The sequence below is a fragment of the Enterobacter roggenkampii genome (genome assembly GCF_001729805.1).
In the GTDB taxonomy this organism is placed as follows: domain Bacteria; phylum Pseudomonadota; class Gammaproteobacteria; order Enterobacterales; family Enterobacteriaceae; genus Enterobacter; species Enterobacter roggenkampii.
This window is the reverse complement of the sequence record NZ_CP017185.1, coordinates 13,879-27,803: the sequence shown is the minus strand read 5'-3', so window position 1 is coordinate 27,803 and position 13,925 is coordinate 13,879. Positions and strand designations below refer to the sequence as shown.

Below are 13,925 nucleotides of genomic sequence, written 5' to 3'. Positions count from 1 at the left end.
CCGATGCTAAGTGATTTATCCGGTCTGCATATCATTTCTACTGTCTCAGGGAGAGCCTGTGAGCCTGAATCCGCGCGATTTAACGCAGGGCGGTCAGGTCGCTTTTATGCGCCTGAAAATGTTCCTGCAAATCAATAACCTTATTTCCTACTACGTCATCATGGGGACGGCACTGTTCACGCTTGCCATCCTGTTTATTCGCATCAGCGTGCAGAATCTGATGAACGGCATCATCTACTGGTTTGTCAGAATGATGTCGCCGTTTACCGAAAAAATGGTGAGCCAGCCTGTCTATACCATCCGCTATTACGACCAGAGCCTGCGTTACAGCGCGCGTCAGATACTCAGCGATGGGTACACCGTCTGGTGCGGGCAGCTGCTCCGGCAGGAGCTGTTGATCGCCGGATGCTGCGCCCTGCTGCTCGCCTTCCTGGCGACGCTGGCAACGTACTGGTACCTCGGCAGAACCGGACGCAGGCAGAGCGAAGATGAGGTTATCGGCGGCCGCGTGCTCAGCGAATCCCCAAAAGAGGTGGCCCGGCTCATGAAGCGGCGCGGTGAAGCGTCCGATATTCGCATCGATGACCTGCCGCTGAAGCTGGATGCTGAGATCCAGAATATGGCCATGCACGGCACCGTATCGACCGGTAAATCCACCCTGATGCGCAAGATTATGAAGCAGCTGCGCGACAGGGGGGACCTGGTCATTATCTACGATAAGGGCTGTACGTTCGTTGAGGATTTCTACGACGAATCACGGGATAAAGTGCTTAATGCGCTGGATGCCCGTTGTCCGAACTGGGATTTGTGGGAAGAGTGCCGCACGATTTCGGAACTGGAGAACGCCAGTACGACCCTGATCCCGTCCAGCAGTGGCGAAGACCCCTTCTGGCAGGGGAGTGCCCGTACCATCTTCGCCGAAGGCGCGGAGCGGATGCGCAGGGATGAAGATCGCAGCTACAACAAATTCCTGCGCACCCTGCTGGCCATTCAGCTCGATCAGCTGCGAACGTTTCTTGCAGGCACGCCTGCCTCCACGCTGGTTGACGGTAAGATTGAGAAGACCGCCATCTCCATCCGCAGCGTGCTGACCAACTACGTCAAGGCGATGCGTTATCTGCAGGGTATCGACAGGCCCGGACGCGAAAAGTTTACCATCCGCGAATGGATGAAGGGCCAGACCGATAAATCGAAAAACGGCTGGCTCTTTATTACCTCAGATGAACAGAACCATGAGTCTCTCAAGCCATTAATTTCACTCTGGCTCAGTATTGCAGCGACCAGCCTGCTGGCGATGGGGCCGAACCGCCAGCGGCGCGTCTGGTTTTTTTATGACGAACTGGCCTCTTTGCACAAATTACCGACGCTGCCACGGATTATTTCTGAGGCGCGTAAGTTTGGCGGCTGCTTTGTGCTGGGTTTTCAGAACATCGCCCAGATGGAAGAAATCTATGGTCCTAAAGCGGCTGCAGGGCTTTTTGACCTGCTGAATACCAAGTTCTTCTTCCGTTCACCGAGCGCGGAGATAGCGAAGTTTGTGGAAGAAGACCTGGGGGAAACGCGTCGCCTGAAGTTCAGCGAACAGACCAGCTTCGGCCATGAACAGGTTCGTGACGGGATCTCGTTTGGCAAGGAAGAAGAGCGCGTCACGGTAGTGACCTATTCAGACGTCCAGTCCCTGAACGACCTGCAGTGTTTCGTCACTCTGCCGGGGAGCTACCCGGTGGTGAAGCTGAGCATGAAGTATGAGGCGATGCCTAAAGTGGCAGATGCCCTGCTGTTACGTGATGTACAGACGAGTCTTGATCAGACGCTTGAGGATGAAATTCTCCGCCGCAGCGAAGAAGAACGGCACAAGTTTGCCGGACTGTTCGAGGGAGAAGCGTTAATTCAGGCTGTTCCGGGTGGTGCGTATATTCCGAAGGGGAACCTTTCGAATACCCCTCCTCCTTCTGCCGACCTGGTGGCTGCTGTTCTGGCGGAAGCGAACACGCCTCCTGCGACGCCTCCTGCGACGCGTCCATTGCAGACAGAGGGGGCTTCCGGCGATGCAGGTGCCGAAAACACGGCTTCCACTGCTGTTGTAGCTGAAGGTTGCTCAGCCTCAACTGGAGGGACTGAGCGGGATATCGAACAGGATTTACCTCAGGATATGCCCCCGGGACTGAACAGCGACGGTGAGGTGGTGGATTTCGCCGCGTATGAGGCATGGGCTCAGACCGCACATCAGACCCGCGATATGACCCGCAGGGAAGAGGTCAACATCAACCATGCGACAGAGAAAACGCATGATTCAGATGACGGCAGGGAGATTTACTGATGCTCTCAATATCTTCCATTAAGGGTGATGCCGCCTACTACAGCCACGAGGATAACTATTATGCCAGCGGTTCGCTGGAGTCCCGCTGGCTGGGTGAGGGGGCGGAGAAACTGGGCCTGAAGGGCGAAGTGGCTAACGCAGATATGGATGCGATACGTCAGGGGAAGCTCCCTGACGGCTCCGATCTCTCCAGGATGGTCAATGGCGTTAATAAACACCGCAGCGGCTACGACCTGACCTTTTCAGCCCCCAAAAGTGTATCGATGATGATTCTCATTGGTGGTGATACCCGTCTGCTTGATGCGTGGAACCGTAGTGTGGAAAACGGGATGAAAGAAGTTGAGAAGCTTATCAGCACGCGCATCACGGACGGTGGAAAAACAGATACCGTTCTCACGGGAAATATGGTGGCAGCACTGTACAACCATGATACCTCCCGTGCGTTAGATCCGCAGATCCATACGCATGCGCTGGTGTTTAATACCACGTTTGCGGAAGACAAATGGCGGGCACTGGCCAGCGATACACGTATGAAAACCGGATTCGGTGAAAATCTGTATGCGCTGCAGGTGGCGATCGGAAACCTCGTACTGCAACCCTTCAGACAGGAGGCTGAAAAACTGGGTTATGAAACGGTTGCAGCAGGTAAAAATGGTCTCTGGGAGCTGAAAGATGTTCCCGTTGCGCCGTTTTCGACCCGAAGTCAGGCTATCAGTGACGCGGCAGGGCCGGATGCATCCAAAAAATCCCGGGATGTTGCCGCACTCGATACCCGGCAGGCCAAAGCCTGGGCCGATCCTGAACTTCTGAAAGCGGAATGGCGCAGGCGGCTGACCGATGAAAAATTCGATATCGACAGCTATATCCGCCAGGCGGATGCGCGCACGCTGTCACCCGCACCGGCTGCAGGAGAGCCAGCAGTCAGTCATGTCCCGGGTGTGCAGGCAGGCATGTCTTCCGGAAAAATTGCCGATGCTGACGTTCAGCTGGCGGTCTGCAACACCATTTCTGCGCTGTCGGAGAAAAAGGTGCAGTTTACCTGGTCTGAAATCCTGGCCGGTACCGTAAACCGCCTGCCGTCGGCAAAGGGACTCTTTGAGCAGGCCCGTGCGGGCATCGATGCCGCGATTGAAGGGCAGCGGCTTATTCCGCTCGACCGGGAGAAGGGCATTTTCACGTCTGATATTCACCTGCTGAACGAACTCAGCGTCCATCAGCTGGCGCGTACGGCTGTCCAGGAGCAGGCCGTGCTGGTCTTTCCTGAGCGGGCAAAAGCGCGCGATATGCCGGCCTGTGATGCCGTATCGGTACTGGCGCAGGATAAAAGCCCTGTGGCCATTCTCAGCGGTCGCGGCGGTGCTCAGGCCATCCGTGAGCGCACGGAAGACGTGGCGATGATGGCCCGCGCGCAGGGCCGCGAGGTGATGGTCGTTGCCGCTGACGGCCGCAGCGGTGAGTTTCTGTCAGAAAGCCCGCATCTGGCAGGCCATATCATGCTGCGTTCGCAGATGAAGGCTGACACCGTGCTGCCGGTGCAGGGGACAGTTATCGTTGACCGTGCCGAGAGGCTGTCGCTGAAAGAAACCTTACTGCTGCAGGAAAAGGCGCTCAGCGCCGGGGCGCAGCTGGTCTTAATGGATACCGAAAACCGGCAGGGAACGGGGAATGCCCTGTCCGTGCTGAAAGCGGCTGATGTGCCTCAGTACCGGTTTTACAGCACGCAACTGCCGGAAGTGCGGCTGGTCAGCGAGGCGGACAAACGGAGTCGCTACATCCAGCTGGCGCAGGACTATGTGCGACTGTCAGCTGAAGGGCAGTATGTCGTGGCCCAGGTGACCGGCACCCGGGAACAGCAGCAGCTGACGGAGGTTATCCGGGACAGGCGGCGTGATGCGGGTGAGCTGGGCCGGGGGCAGGTGACACTGCAGGTACTGGAGCCCGTGTGGCTGGACAGCAAAACCCGTCATCAGCGCGATAACTACCGGCCGGGGATGGTGATGGAGCAGTGGGAAGCTGAGAAGAAAACGATGACACGGCACACCATTTACCGGGTGGCTGAGGCCACCAACAGTCTGGTGCTGCAGGGGGAAGACGGCCGTCGCCTGACCCTGAAGGTGACCCAGGTTGACGGCAGCTGGAGCCTGTACCGCAGCAGGACGCTGGATATTTCAGAAGGGGACCGCGTCAGGGCGCTGGGGCGAGAGCTGAAGGGAGCCATCCGGGCGAAAGAGCAGTTCACCGTGGCGGGGCTGGAAAATGGCGCGGTGCGGCTGCGCAGCGGCGACCGGGAGCTGCGCCTGCCCACGGAAAGGGCCGTGAAGCTGGCTCATGATTATGTGGAAGGGACCGGGGCAGGTACCAGCGCGTCGCGCACGGTACTGGCGGCAGTCGGTCCGCGAAGCCTGAATAAACAGACCCTGAATGCGCTGGCGCAGAGCGGCAGCGACATCCGGATTTATACGCCGCTTGCGCCTGAGCAGGCGGCGCGCAAAGTGGAAAGCGTGTCTGCCGTGCGGCTGGCCAGTGACCAGGTCCGCCAGTCGACCGGTGAGGCAAATCTGGATACGGCCATACAGGCCAGCCGTGAGCGTCTTATGCCGGATGCGGAGCAGGCGGTGAATCTGGCCATACCGCGCGCGCAGCAGGGACAGGTACACCTCAGTGAAATTGCCCTGCTGTCAGAAGCGGTAAAATCCGGCCAGCCGCTGACTGATGTCCGGACTGAAATCGCCCGGCAGGTGAACGGCGGGGAGCTGATTCAGCTGGATTCAGTTTCCGGGGCGGGAAACAGGGTGCTGGTTCCGCGCGTGGCGTATGAGATGGAAAAGACCATCATCCGCCATATTGCTGAGGGTAAGGACGCCGTTCAGCCCCTGATGGCGCTGACGCCCGCGTCCGTACTGTCAGGCCTGACGGCGGGACAGCGGGAGGCCACGCGGGCGGTGCTGGAGAATACCGACCGCTTTATGGCCATTCAGGGGTATGCCGGGGTGGGGAAAACCACCCAGTTCCGGGCTGTGATGGGTGCCCTGAACACACTGTCTGAATCCGTGCGGCCGCAGGTTATTGGCCTTGGACCCACGCACCGGGCCGTGCATGAGATGCGTGAGGCCGGGGTGGAGGCACGAACACTCGCCAGTTTTCTGAGTGAAACCCGGCTGGCCATACAGGCCGGGGAAACACCGGACTTCCGCAATGTCCTGTTCCTGACCGATGAGAGCTCGATGGTGGGAAATCGCGATATGGCAGAGCTCTATCAGCTGGTTACTGCAGGCGGCGGACGAATGGTCTCGAGCGGGGACACCGCGCAGCTGCAGGCCATCTCAACCGGTCTGCCGTTCCGCCTGGTGCAGCAGCGCAGCGCCATCGATACGGTGGTGATGCAGGAGATTGTTCGCCAGACCCCGGCGCTGCGCCCGGCGATTGAAAGCATCATCGCAGGTCAGGTCGATACCTCCCTGCGCCAGGTGGAGGAGGTCAGCCCGCAGCAGGTCCCGCGTCAGGAAGGGGCATGGGTGCCCGATAATTCCGTCATGGAAATCCGTGCGCCGAAAAAGGGCCAGGAGCAGGACACGCCTGCCGCCGGTGAACAGACGCCGACAGCTGAGCAGCTGTCACTGGTCCGGACCGACATCATTGAGGCCATCCGGGATGACTGGATGGGGCGCACCCCGGAGGCGCAGCAGCAGACGCTGGTTGTGGCAGAACTTAACGCTGACCGTCATGCCATCAATGGTGCCATTCATGCCGCCCGGCATGAGAAAGGCGATACAGGTGCGGAAGAGCGCACGTTCACCGTCCTGGAGCCGCTCCGGGTGCCTGACAACGCCCTGCGTGCGGCTGAAACTTTTGCGCAGTTCTCCGGCGCCGTGGCCATGATGAACGAGCGCTACTGGACGGTGGCGGAGGTGAACACGGAGGACGCTGTGGTCACGCTGCGTAATGCCAGCGGGGAGTCGGTGCTGATCTCGCCTCAGCAGAACACGGCACAGGATATTTCCCTCTTCACGCATCGCAGCCTGACGATCAGTCAGGGGGACCGGGTGCGCTTTACCCGTTCGGACACCGATCGCGGCTATGTGGCCAACAGCCTGTGGGAGGTGGCCGGTTTCACAGACGAAGGGGCCATCCGCTTCCGCCAGGGAGATCAGGAGAAAATTGTCGACCCGCAGGCTATGACGGAGGACCGTCATATCGACCTCGCCTATGCCCTGACGGCGTATGGCGTGCAGGGGGCCAGTGAACGCTTTGCGATTGCCCTGACCGGTACCGAAGGTGGCAGGAAAAGAATGGCGTCTCTGGAATCCACGTACGTGACGCTGTCACGCGCAAAGGAGCATGTGCAGGTCTACACCGACGATCTCGCAGGCTGGAGTGCCGAGGCCCGGCACTCAAATGCCGGACAGACCGCCCACGACCTCCTGCACCAGAAAAGTGACCACGAATCCGACACCGGTAACCGACTGCTGGCCACCGCGTCCCGACTGGATAAAACCGCGCTGGGACGCAGGGTTCTGGCGGAAAACGGCCTTGAGGGGGAAACAATGGCCCGCTTTATCGCGGCAGGTAAAAAATACCCGACACCCTATGTGGCCCTGCCGGCGTGGACCCGTCACGGACAGGAAGCCGGGGCGCTGCTGACTGAAATCCGCATTGAGGATGACGGAATGCGCGTGGTGCTGAGTGATGAGTCCAGGCTGCGCGGCGGTGAAGATGCGCAGTTCGCCGGACTGCAGGCGAGCCGTAACGGACAGACACTCATCGCTGATGATGCACAGACGGCGCTGCGCCTGGCACAGGAGAACCCGGAGAGCGGGGTGGTGATACGCCTGCACGGCGAGGAGCGGTTGCTCAATGCTGCCCGGCTGACCGGGGGGCGCATCACGGAGCCTGACGCGGTGGCCCGGACGGTGCATGCCGTGGCGGAGGCTGAATCGGCGGCGAAAGCGGAAGACCCCATTACGCTGCCCCCGGATGAGCAGCAGAAACTGGCAGAGGCACAGGAAAAAGCGGCCCGGGAGCTGGCGGAGCAGGCCCGGCAGGAACGGCTGCTGGCAGTGCCGGGTGAGGAGAGCGCCAGACCCGAACCCCTGCTGTCTGCCGATGAGGAACGTCGCCTGCGTGAGGGTACAGCGCGTGGAGAGCGCGAGCTGGATGAGGCCATTCATGACGCGGTGGCTGACGGCCGGGGTATCCGCCAGCAGGTGCGCGAACAGATGCTGCGTACCGAGCGTGAGTGGGTGGTGAATGTACCGGAAAAAGAGATTGAGCTGGAAAAAACGCTGGGAGGTGACTGATGTGTGTTCATTCGCCTGTCCCTGCGCCGTCCCGTTCTTCTCTGCTGATGCTGTCACCGCTGCAGCGTGACGTTATCAGGATGATGGCCTTTGTGGCTATGGTGCTGGACCATCTTGCCACGGCGTTTCAGGCTGACCTGCCCCTCCTGAATATGGCGGGACGCTGCGCCTTTCCGCTGTTTGCGCTGGTGAGCGGCTGCAACATGGCAGGCAAGATATTGCGCCAGCAAAGCCTCAACCGGCTGTGGCTGATGGCACTTCTGGCCCAGCCGTGTTACTGGCTGGCATTCAGGGACGCCGGACTCGGGTGGTGGCAACTGAATATCCTGTTCGCGTTCGCGGTTGTTATGCAGATGGCCCGCTTCCTGCAGGCTGCGACCGTGCTTAATGGCGTTGGCGCGTTCACGGCCCTGGTGGGGTATCTACCGCTGAGTTCTGCCAGTTACGGTACACCCGGTCTGCTGATGATCGCCGGCGCGATGCTTGTCTGGCAGGTCAGTGACTCACTGCGACCAGCCATGTTTGCTGTCTGGCTGCTGCTGGTCGCCCTGCTTAATGCCCGACACGGTGATGTGATGATGCTCTCCGGGGTGTTGCTGACGCTGACGGTTCTGTTCTGCGTACAGGGAGTGGTAGCCGTGTCTGAAAGTCGAATACAGGCTGCTCGCTGGTTTGCACCAGCGTATGCCCTTCATCTGCTGTGTATTGGCTTTCTGGTCAGTGTTCTCTGATCTGTCTTTGCTGTTACTTCGATCAATCAAAAGGACGTCACATGAAAAATAAACGAATCGTTGTATCTGCGATTATCACGGGCTGTCTGTTATTCAGCGGTCTTTTTCGTAATACAACAATGGCCTGACGCCTCCGCATGGCGTCGTTGTCCAACCCCGGCAATCGGGGAAAAGCAAGTTTCCCCCGATTCCGGCGTTTCTGAGTAAATCCAGTGAAGGAAATATCATGCAAATAACGCAAAAAATACGTGTGCGCCGATGGCTTCTGCCCGGCCTGCTTGGTCTTGCAATGTGTTATCCAGTTCCCATGACTTACGCCGCTACCATGGAGACAGGTTTTTCTCCGGAAGGTACGGCTCTTCAGCTGGTTCTTAAGACAATTGAGTCTGCACAGCATGAAATCAGGCTGATGGGCTATTCCTTCACGTCTCCGGAGGTATCCGGGGCGCTTGTCCGGGCAAAACGGTGCGGTGTGGATGTGGCAGTGGTGCTGGACTGGGAAGGCAATACCGGAAAAAGCAACAACGCGAGCAAGGCAGCGATGAACCTTCTGGCTGGTGCGGGAATTCCGGTCAGAACAGTCAGTGCTTACAAGATTCTCCATGACAAAGTGCTCGTCGCTGACGGGCGCCATACCCAGGTCGGCTCATTTAACTTCAGCCGGGCTGCTGACCGCTCGAACTCGGAGAACGTCCTGGTGGTGTGGGATGACCCCGCTATCGCCGCCAGCTACCTCAACCACTGGGCCTCGCGCTGGGCGCAGGGAACGGACTGGAAGCAGACGTACTGACCAAAAAGAAACGATCGGTAAACGTAAACCGTGCGCCAACGCGGGTTACGTTCATAAAGTAAGTCGCTGATTTGCGGAATCTGTAGTATCCTCTGCGAAACGATCCTTGTTTGATCCTTGGGGAGGCAGAGATGTCGCAGGCTGAAAATGCAGTGACTTCCTCATCGAAAGAAAAGCGTCAGTACCGCAAAGGCCATCCGCTGAGTGCTTCTGAGCGACAGCAAAGCTTTGTTGCGCGGAAACGTGAAACGCACAAAGAAATTAAGATCCTTGTGCCTAAAGAGCTCAAGAGCAAATTTCAGGAAATGTGTGCAGAAAGCGGTCTGAGTCAGGCTGAGCTGTTTAGCCGTTTAATCGATAAAGCCACTTAAACTGGCGTTATGGGCTGACATTCTTGCTTGAGTGGACCGGTAGTGCTAGATTACTGATCGTTTTATCGAATTTTGATGGCTGGCCACGCCGTAAGGTGGCAGGGAACTGGTTCTGTTGAGGTGTCTACCCGGAACCAGAAAAGCAAAAACCCCGATAATCTTCACCAGGTTTGGCGACTAAGAGAAGATTAACGGGGCCTTTCAAAACTGCATAGAAGCTGTTGCTCTATGCAGGGAGTATATGTGCATGCTCAGAAAAGTTCAAGACCCGATTCTGTGCTTACTCCTTCCGTGCAACATAAGCGCAGGAAGGTGTGGCTGAACAGTCCCTTTTTTCACATTACCGTCAGGTCAGAAACCCGCATCCGGCATTCACGCCGCGTGAAGGAAAGAAGACGCTGCCGTTCTGTCGTAAGCTGATGGCGAAAGCCGAAGGCTTCACGTCCCGTTTTGATTTTTCCGTCCACGTGGCCTTTGTGCGATCGCTGGGTAAGCGTCACCGCATGCCGCCGGTGCTGCGCCGTCGTGCCATCGATGCGCTGCTGCAGGGGCTGTGCTTCCACTATGACCCGCTGGCCAACCGCGTCCAGCGCTCCATCACCAATCTGGCCATCGAGTGCGGACTGGCGACGGAGTCAAAGAGTGGGAACCTCTCCATCACCCGCGCCACGCGGGCGCTGAAGTTTATGGCGGAGCTGGGGCTGATTACCTATCAGACCGAATATGACCCGCAGATTGGGTGCAATATCCCGACCGATATCACCTTCACGCCCGCGCTGTTCTCGGCGCTCGACGTCTCTGACGTGGCCGTGGTGGCTGCCCGCCGCAGCCGCGTCGAATGGGAAAATCAGCAGCGCAAAAAGCAGAACCTGAAGCCGCTGGAGATGGACGAGTTGATAGCGAAGGCCTGGCGTTTTGTGCGCGAGCGTTTCCGCAGCTACCAGACCGAGCGCAAGTCGCACGGGCTGAAGCGCGCCCGCGATGCGGGCAGAACCCGTCAGGACATTGTAACCCTGGTGAAACAGCAACTTACGCGTGAGTACGCCAGCGGCCGCTTTACCGGCGGGCTGGACGCAATGAAGCGCGAGCTTGAGCGGCGCGTTAAGGAGCGCATGCTGATGTCGCGTGGCAACAACTACACGCGACTGGCCACCGTTCCCATATAACCCTACTTCATGAAAAATCCGGCTGACGCCGGAGGATTTCGCACGCCTGCAGCACGCCGGCGCGCATTATCTGAGCGGAACGGTCGCCAGTTGCATCGGCATTCCCGTCATCCGGCCATCAGAACGGCCGTAAATCTCTGACCGGCAAAGCCCGTTGCGGTCGCTGAATTCATTTACCCACAATTAACTGCAAGGGACCTTTCCGTAAGGTTACAACCGTTATGTTTGCAGAGCGCCAGCCGATGTGATTTCAAAGTGCGTGGTTTCCTTTAAAAACCAGCTCTGTACTTCTTTTAAATAAATAAGATTACTTCTTATAAATAAATAACCTGTTCATCGCCTGCCCTGTGGACAGGCTGAATAAATGCCCGCCCTTGCAGCGGACTGACGTCCACGCCGGTTCGGCAAACACCAGAGGTTGGTCCCGTCGCTGCGCAACGGGCGCTGTCGCGCGCGCATAGTTACAACATACAAAAGAATCGGGACAACACTGTGCCGTGCACAGCGGCAGCACCTGAGCCGGAACCCACCCCTGAAAAGCGCCGCCGCCCCCGGCCGCAGGCCGGGAGTGGTGTCGCTTTTAATGATGGATGTTGTAACTAGATTTGGAGTGGCTGTGAGTCGTTTCGCTGAGAGTATTGAGTAACACGCCCGTAAGCGGCCCTGACGGCCCGCTAACGCGGAGATACGCCCCGACTGCGGCTTCGCCTTGTCGTGACCACTCCGGTGGCGCACATAAGCTTCTGCGCTGCTTCTGGCTGGGTTGTTTTGGTCTGGCAGGAGGGGGGTTATTACGGCTAAAGCCGTAATGCTTTTTTCGTCCTCGCTTCGCTGCGGGGGCCTCCGGCGCTTTGCGCCTCCATGCCGTTTCACGGCATAATCACACCTGAAACAGGTATCGTTTAAGGGGGAGCAGAATGGAGTATTCACACGCCTTCATGCGACAGCATGAAGAGATGTGCAAGGTAGTGGGAAGCATCGTTTTTGCGCTGGCCGAAGCCGGCCATGATTCGCGCCGTGAAAACATTGTCGCCGTGCTGCACAGTGAGATTGCGGAAACAGGAAAATGGACGCCGGACCAGGTGCTTTATCTGCAACTGGCCATCGACCTGCTGGAACAGGCGCGCCTGCTGCCGGGGCAGGGAAACTGATAACGTAAGGGGAAGACACCAGAATGCCACGAACGGTCGAAATACTGCAGTACACCTTACACAGCGGCAGCGGTGACGGTTTTCACCGAATCATGCGTGATATCAGCGTTCCGCTTCATCAGCGCCACGGTATAGATGTTGTGTGGTCTGCGCAGTCCCTGCATGACCCTGATTACTACATTCTGGTGCGCGCTTTTGACAGCCCTGAAAATATGTCTGCTGTGCTCGGTGCTTTTTATGCCGGCGATGACTGGCGCCATGGTCCGCGAGAAGACATTATTCGTTGTATCGACAGCTGCGTTAAAGCGGTGATAAGGATGCCTGCGGAAAGCGTGGAAAAGCTGCGCGGTAAACATAACCTGTCTCCCTCTGATCTGAAAGGAAACAACTCTTCTCTGCTGGCGGGGGAATATTGATGAGAAGCATGGAAAAAACGGGCCATCTGGCATGGTGCGCTCTTGTTGCCCTGCACACGGCGCGGGAAGACGGACTGGTGCTGTCAGCGTCGCAGGAAAACATGTTTATTACCCGCTGGTTTGCGCTGGCGAAAAAACAGCGCCGGTTTTCACGTGATGTGGCCACTGATATTGACTGGGTACTTCGGGAGGGCCGGACACTCGGCGTTCGTGCGCGACTGCGCCATAAGCTGGATTATCTCTGGCGCAGCTGTACCGGTGAACTGTCAGAGCAGAACGATCTCTTTCGCCTGACCTACGCGATGGAGCTGGCTAAACAGTATGACTGGGTGTATCACGTCCTCAGCGACAGTGAATGGAGCGGCCGGCGTAAGCTCCAGCCAACGGCATCGGTGAACAGTATCTGCCTGCTGAAAAGCGCGCTGGAAAGTAGTTTTAATGATGAGGGGAGGCAGATTATGCCGGTGCCTGCCAGAATTGGCGGGCGGGCTGACGGGCTGAATGCGCTGCTGAAAACCTGTGGCTGGGAGGCAGTCAGCAACGACGATCACTGGCAACTGGTGATCATTAGTGCTGGTTGACCAGCAAAGAACGGGCCGCATGAATGCAACCCTGTCATTGCCATAACTGATCGCATGACAGGGAGTGTCAGGAAAGAATTAGTGGCGGATCTGCGCAAGGTCGTCTTCAGAGAGACCTGTCATTTTCATGACGGTATTGCGGTCAATGCCGTTCTGCAGCATGGTGCGGGCAATTTTCAGAGTGGCCTGACGCTCGCCTTCTGAACGGCCTTTTTCAATACCGCGCTGTTCACCGAGCTGCAGGCCTTCAGCCCTGCCTTTCTCGATGCCTTTCTCGATGCCCTTCTGTTCAAGCTGTTGTGCGATGGTCATTAGTGCGTCTCCGTGTTGCGGCACACGCTGTGCCAGTTCGCGTACAAAGGCTTCGGCGTCGGATGTTTCGCCTGCCTGCACTATATAGTGTACCAGCGATATGACCTGCGATGAAGACAGATATCCGGCCAGCAAAATGGGCGCCAGCCGGTCAACCAGCTCTGCCAGGTCCCGCTGATGAATATGTTTCTGCAGTAAGGTCAGGGCGGCCATGCTGCGGTGGCCGGCAATTTCATCATCCGGAATGACGGTAACATCAACCAGCGGGAAGGCGCTGCTGTAGAGTTTGTCAGCCAGAGCCGGATCGTCAAACTCATCCAGCCAGCGGGTTGAGTACGGATACGGGCTGCGTTTACCCGTATAGAACAGCACCGGTATCACCAGAGGCAGTTTTTTATGTCCTGCCTCCAGGTGGCGCTGCATGGCGGCTACCGCATAGCGTATCAGGCGGAAAGCCATATGTTTGTCCGGCGTTGACTGGTGTTCCACAAGGACATGTATGTACCCGTCACCGGCTGTGGTTTTCAGGCTGTAGAGGACGTCGCTGAAATACTGGCGGAGATCGTCCTCAACGAACGAGCCGGATTCCAGCTTCAGCGTGCTGAGATCGCAGACTGCACGCAGCTCTGCGGGCAGGTGGATTTCCATGAAGTCCCGGGCAATGTCCGGTTGCGTCAGGAACTGCCTGAACGTGGCATCATGGGGAGTGGGTCTTCATCAGCCCTGGCTCTGAAAAATGACCCGGAGATGTTATCACAGCCCGGAAAAAGCTAATATTGGCGGTGAACGG

10 protein-coding genes and 1 pseudogene are annotated in these 13,925 nt (G+C 57.8%); 10 read left to right on the top strand and 1 reads right to left on the bottom strand.

The features are described from left to right. Positions 1 to 58: 58 nt before the first annotated feature. The 10 genes and pseudogenes from traD to BFV67_RS22385 all read left to right on the top strand — a co-directional run bounded on the left by traD (position 59) and on the right by BFV67_RS22385 (position 12,823). Positions 59 to 2,320, top strand: a complete 2,262-nt coding sequence (gene traD / locus BFV67_RS22425) for a type IV conjugative transfer system coupling protein TraD (protein ID WP_069598993.1) — start codon at positions 59 to 61, stop codon at positions 2,318 to 2,320. Continuing rightward, positions 2,320 to 7,617 carry a conjugative transfer relaxase/helicase TraI gene (gene traI, locus BFV67_RS22420; protein ID WP_069598992.1) on the top strand — a complete coding sequence of 1,766 codons (5,298 nt, stop codon included), beginning with the start codon at positions 2,320 to 2,322 and terminating at the stop codon, positions 7,615 to 7,617. Before traD ends, traI begins: the two co-directional genes overlap by 1 nt. Further along, on the top strand, positions 7,617 to 8,348 hold the full coding sequence (gene traX, locus BFV67_RS22415) for a type-F conjugative transfer system pilin acetylase TraX (protein WP_069598991.1): 732 nt from the start codon (positions 7,617 to 7,619) through the stop codon (positions 8,346 to 8,348). The genes traI and traX overlap by 1 nt, the downstream gene beginning before the upstream one ends. Positions 8,349 to 8,574: 226 nt before the next feature. Continuing rightward, entirely contained in the window at positions 8,575 to 9,138 is a 564-nt protein-coding gene (locus tag BFV67_RS22410; RefSeq protein ID WP_069598990.1) for a phospholipase D family nuclease, read from the top strand. Between the two features lie 131 nt (positions 9,139 to 9,269). After that, positions 9,270 to 9,509 (top strand): replication regulatory protein RepA, encoded by a 240-nt coding sequence (gene repA / locus BFV67_RS22405; protein WP_069598989.1) that lies wholly within the window; start codon positions 9,270 to 9,272, stop codon positions 9,507 to 9,509. A 241-nt stretch (positions 9,510 to 9,750) separates the two neighbouring features. Continuing rightward, positions 9,751 to 9,831, top strand: coding sequence for a RepA leader peptide Tap (gene tap, locus BFV67_RS24800; RefSeq protein ID WP_071965125.1), 81 nt, complete (start codon positions 9,751 to 9,753; stop codon positions 9,829 to 9,831). Continuing rightward, positions 9,824 to 10,675, top strand: a complete 852-nt coding sequence (gene repA / locus BFV67_RS22400; protein ID WP_069598988.1) for an incFII family plasmid replication initiator RepA — start codon at positions 9,824 to 9,826, stop codon at positions 10,673 to 10,675. The genes tap and repA (BFV67_RS22400) overlap by 8 nt, the downstream gene beginning before the upstream one ends. A gap of 917 nt (positions 10,676 to 11,592) precedes the next feature. After that, a complete protein-coding gene (locus BFV67_RS22395) occupies positions 11,593 to 11,826 on the top strand; it encodes a DUF2767 family protein (RefSeq protein WP_201258627.1) in 234 nt (77 codons plus the stop codon). 23 nt (positions 11,827 to 11,849) lie between these two features. Beyond that, a pseudogene (locus tag BFV67_RS22390) lies at positions 11,850 to 12,173 on the top strand (NIPSNAP family protein); the annotation flags it as partial. A gap of 68 nt (positions 12,174 to 12,241) precedes the next feature. Further along, positions 12,242 to 12,823: a DUF2913 family protein gene (locus tag BFV67_RS22385; RefSeq protein ID WP_069598987.1), complete on the top strand. Its 582-nt coding sequence runs from the start codon at positions 12,242 to 12,244 to the stop codon at positions 12,821 to 12,823. 78 nt (positions 12,824 to 12,901) lie between these two features. On the opposite strand, the gene BFV67_RS22380 is transcribed toward BFV67_RS22385, so the two are convergent. Then, complete coding sequence (locus BFV67_RS22380; protein WP_069598986.1) at positions 12,902 to 13,813, bottom strand: Rpn family recombination-promoting nuclease/putative transposase; 912 nt, start codon at positions 13,811 to 13,813, stop codon at positions 12,902 to 12,904. Positions 13,814 to 13,925: the final 112 nt, after the last annotated feature.

Excerpts from the sequence above, each read along its gene's own strand:
- repA (WP_069598989.1), top strand. The coding sequence starts at position 9,270 with ATGTCGCAGGCTGAAAATGCAGTGACTTCCTCATCGAAAGAAAAGCGT.
- traX (WP_069598991.1), top strand. The coding sequence starts at position 7,617 with ATGTGTGTTCATTCGCCTGTCCCTGCGCCGTCCCGTTCTTCTCTGCTG.
- BFV67_RS22385 (WP_069598987.1), top strand. The coding sequence starts at position 12,242 with ATGAGAAGCATGGAAAAAACGGGCCATCTGGCATGGTGCGCTCTTGTT.
- tap (WP_071965125.1), top strand. The coding sequence starts at position 9,751 with ATGTGCATGCTCAGAAAAGTTCAAGACCCGATTCTGTGCTTACTCCTT.
- traI (WP_069598992.1), top strand. The coding sequence starts at position 2,320 with ATGCTCTCAATATCTTCCATTAAGGGTGATGCCGCCTACTACAGCCAC.
- BFV67_RS22410 (WP_069598990.1), top strand. The coding sequence starts at position 8,575 with ATGCAAATAACGCAAAAAATACGTGTGCGCCGATGGCTTCTGCCCGGC.
- BFV67_RS22395 (WP_201258627.1), top strand. The coding sequence starts at position 11,593 with ATGGAGTATTCACACGCCTTCATGCGACAGCATGAAGAGATGTGCAAG.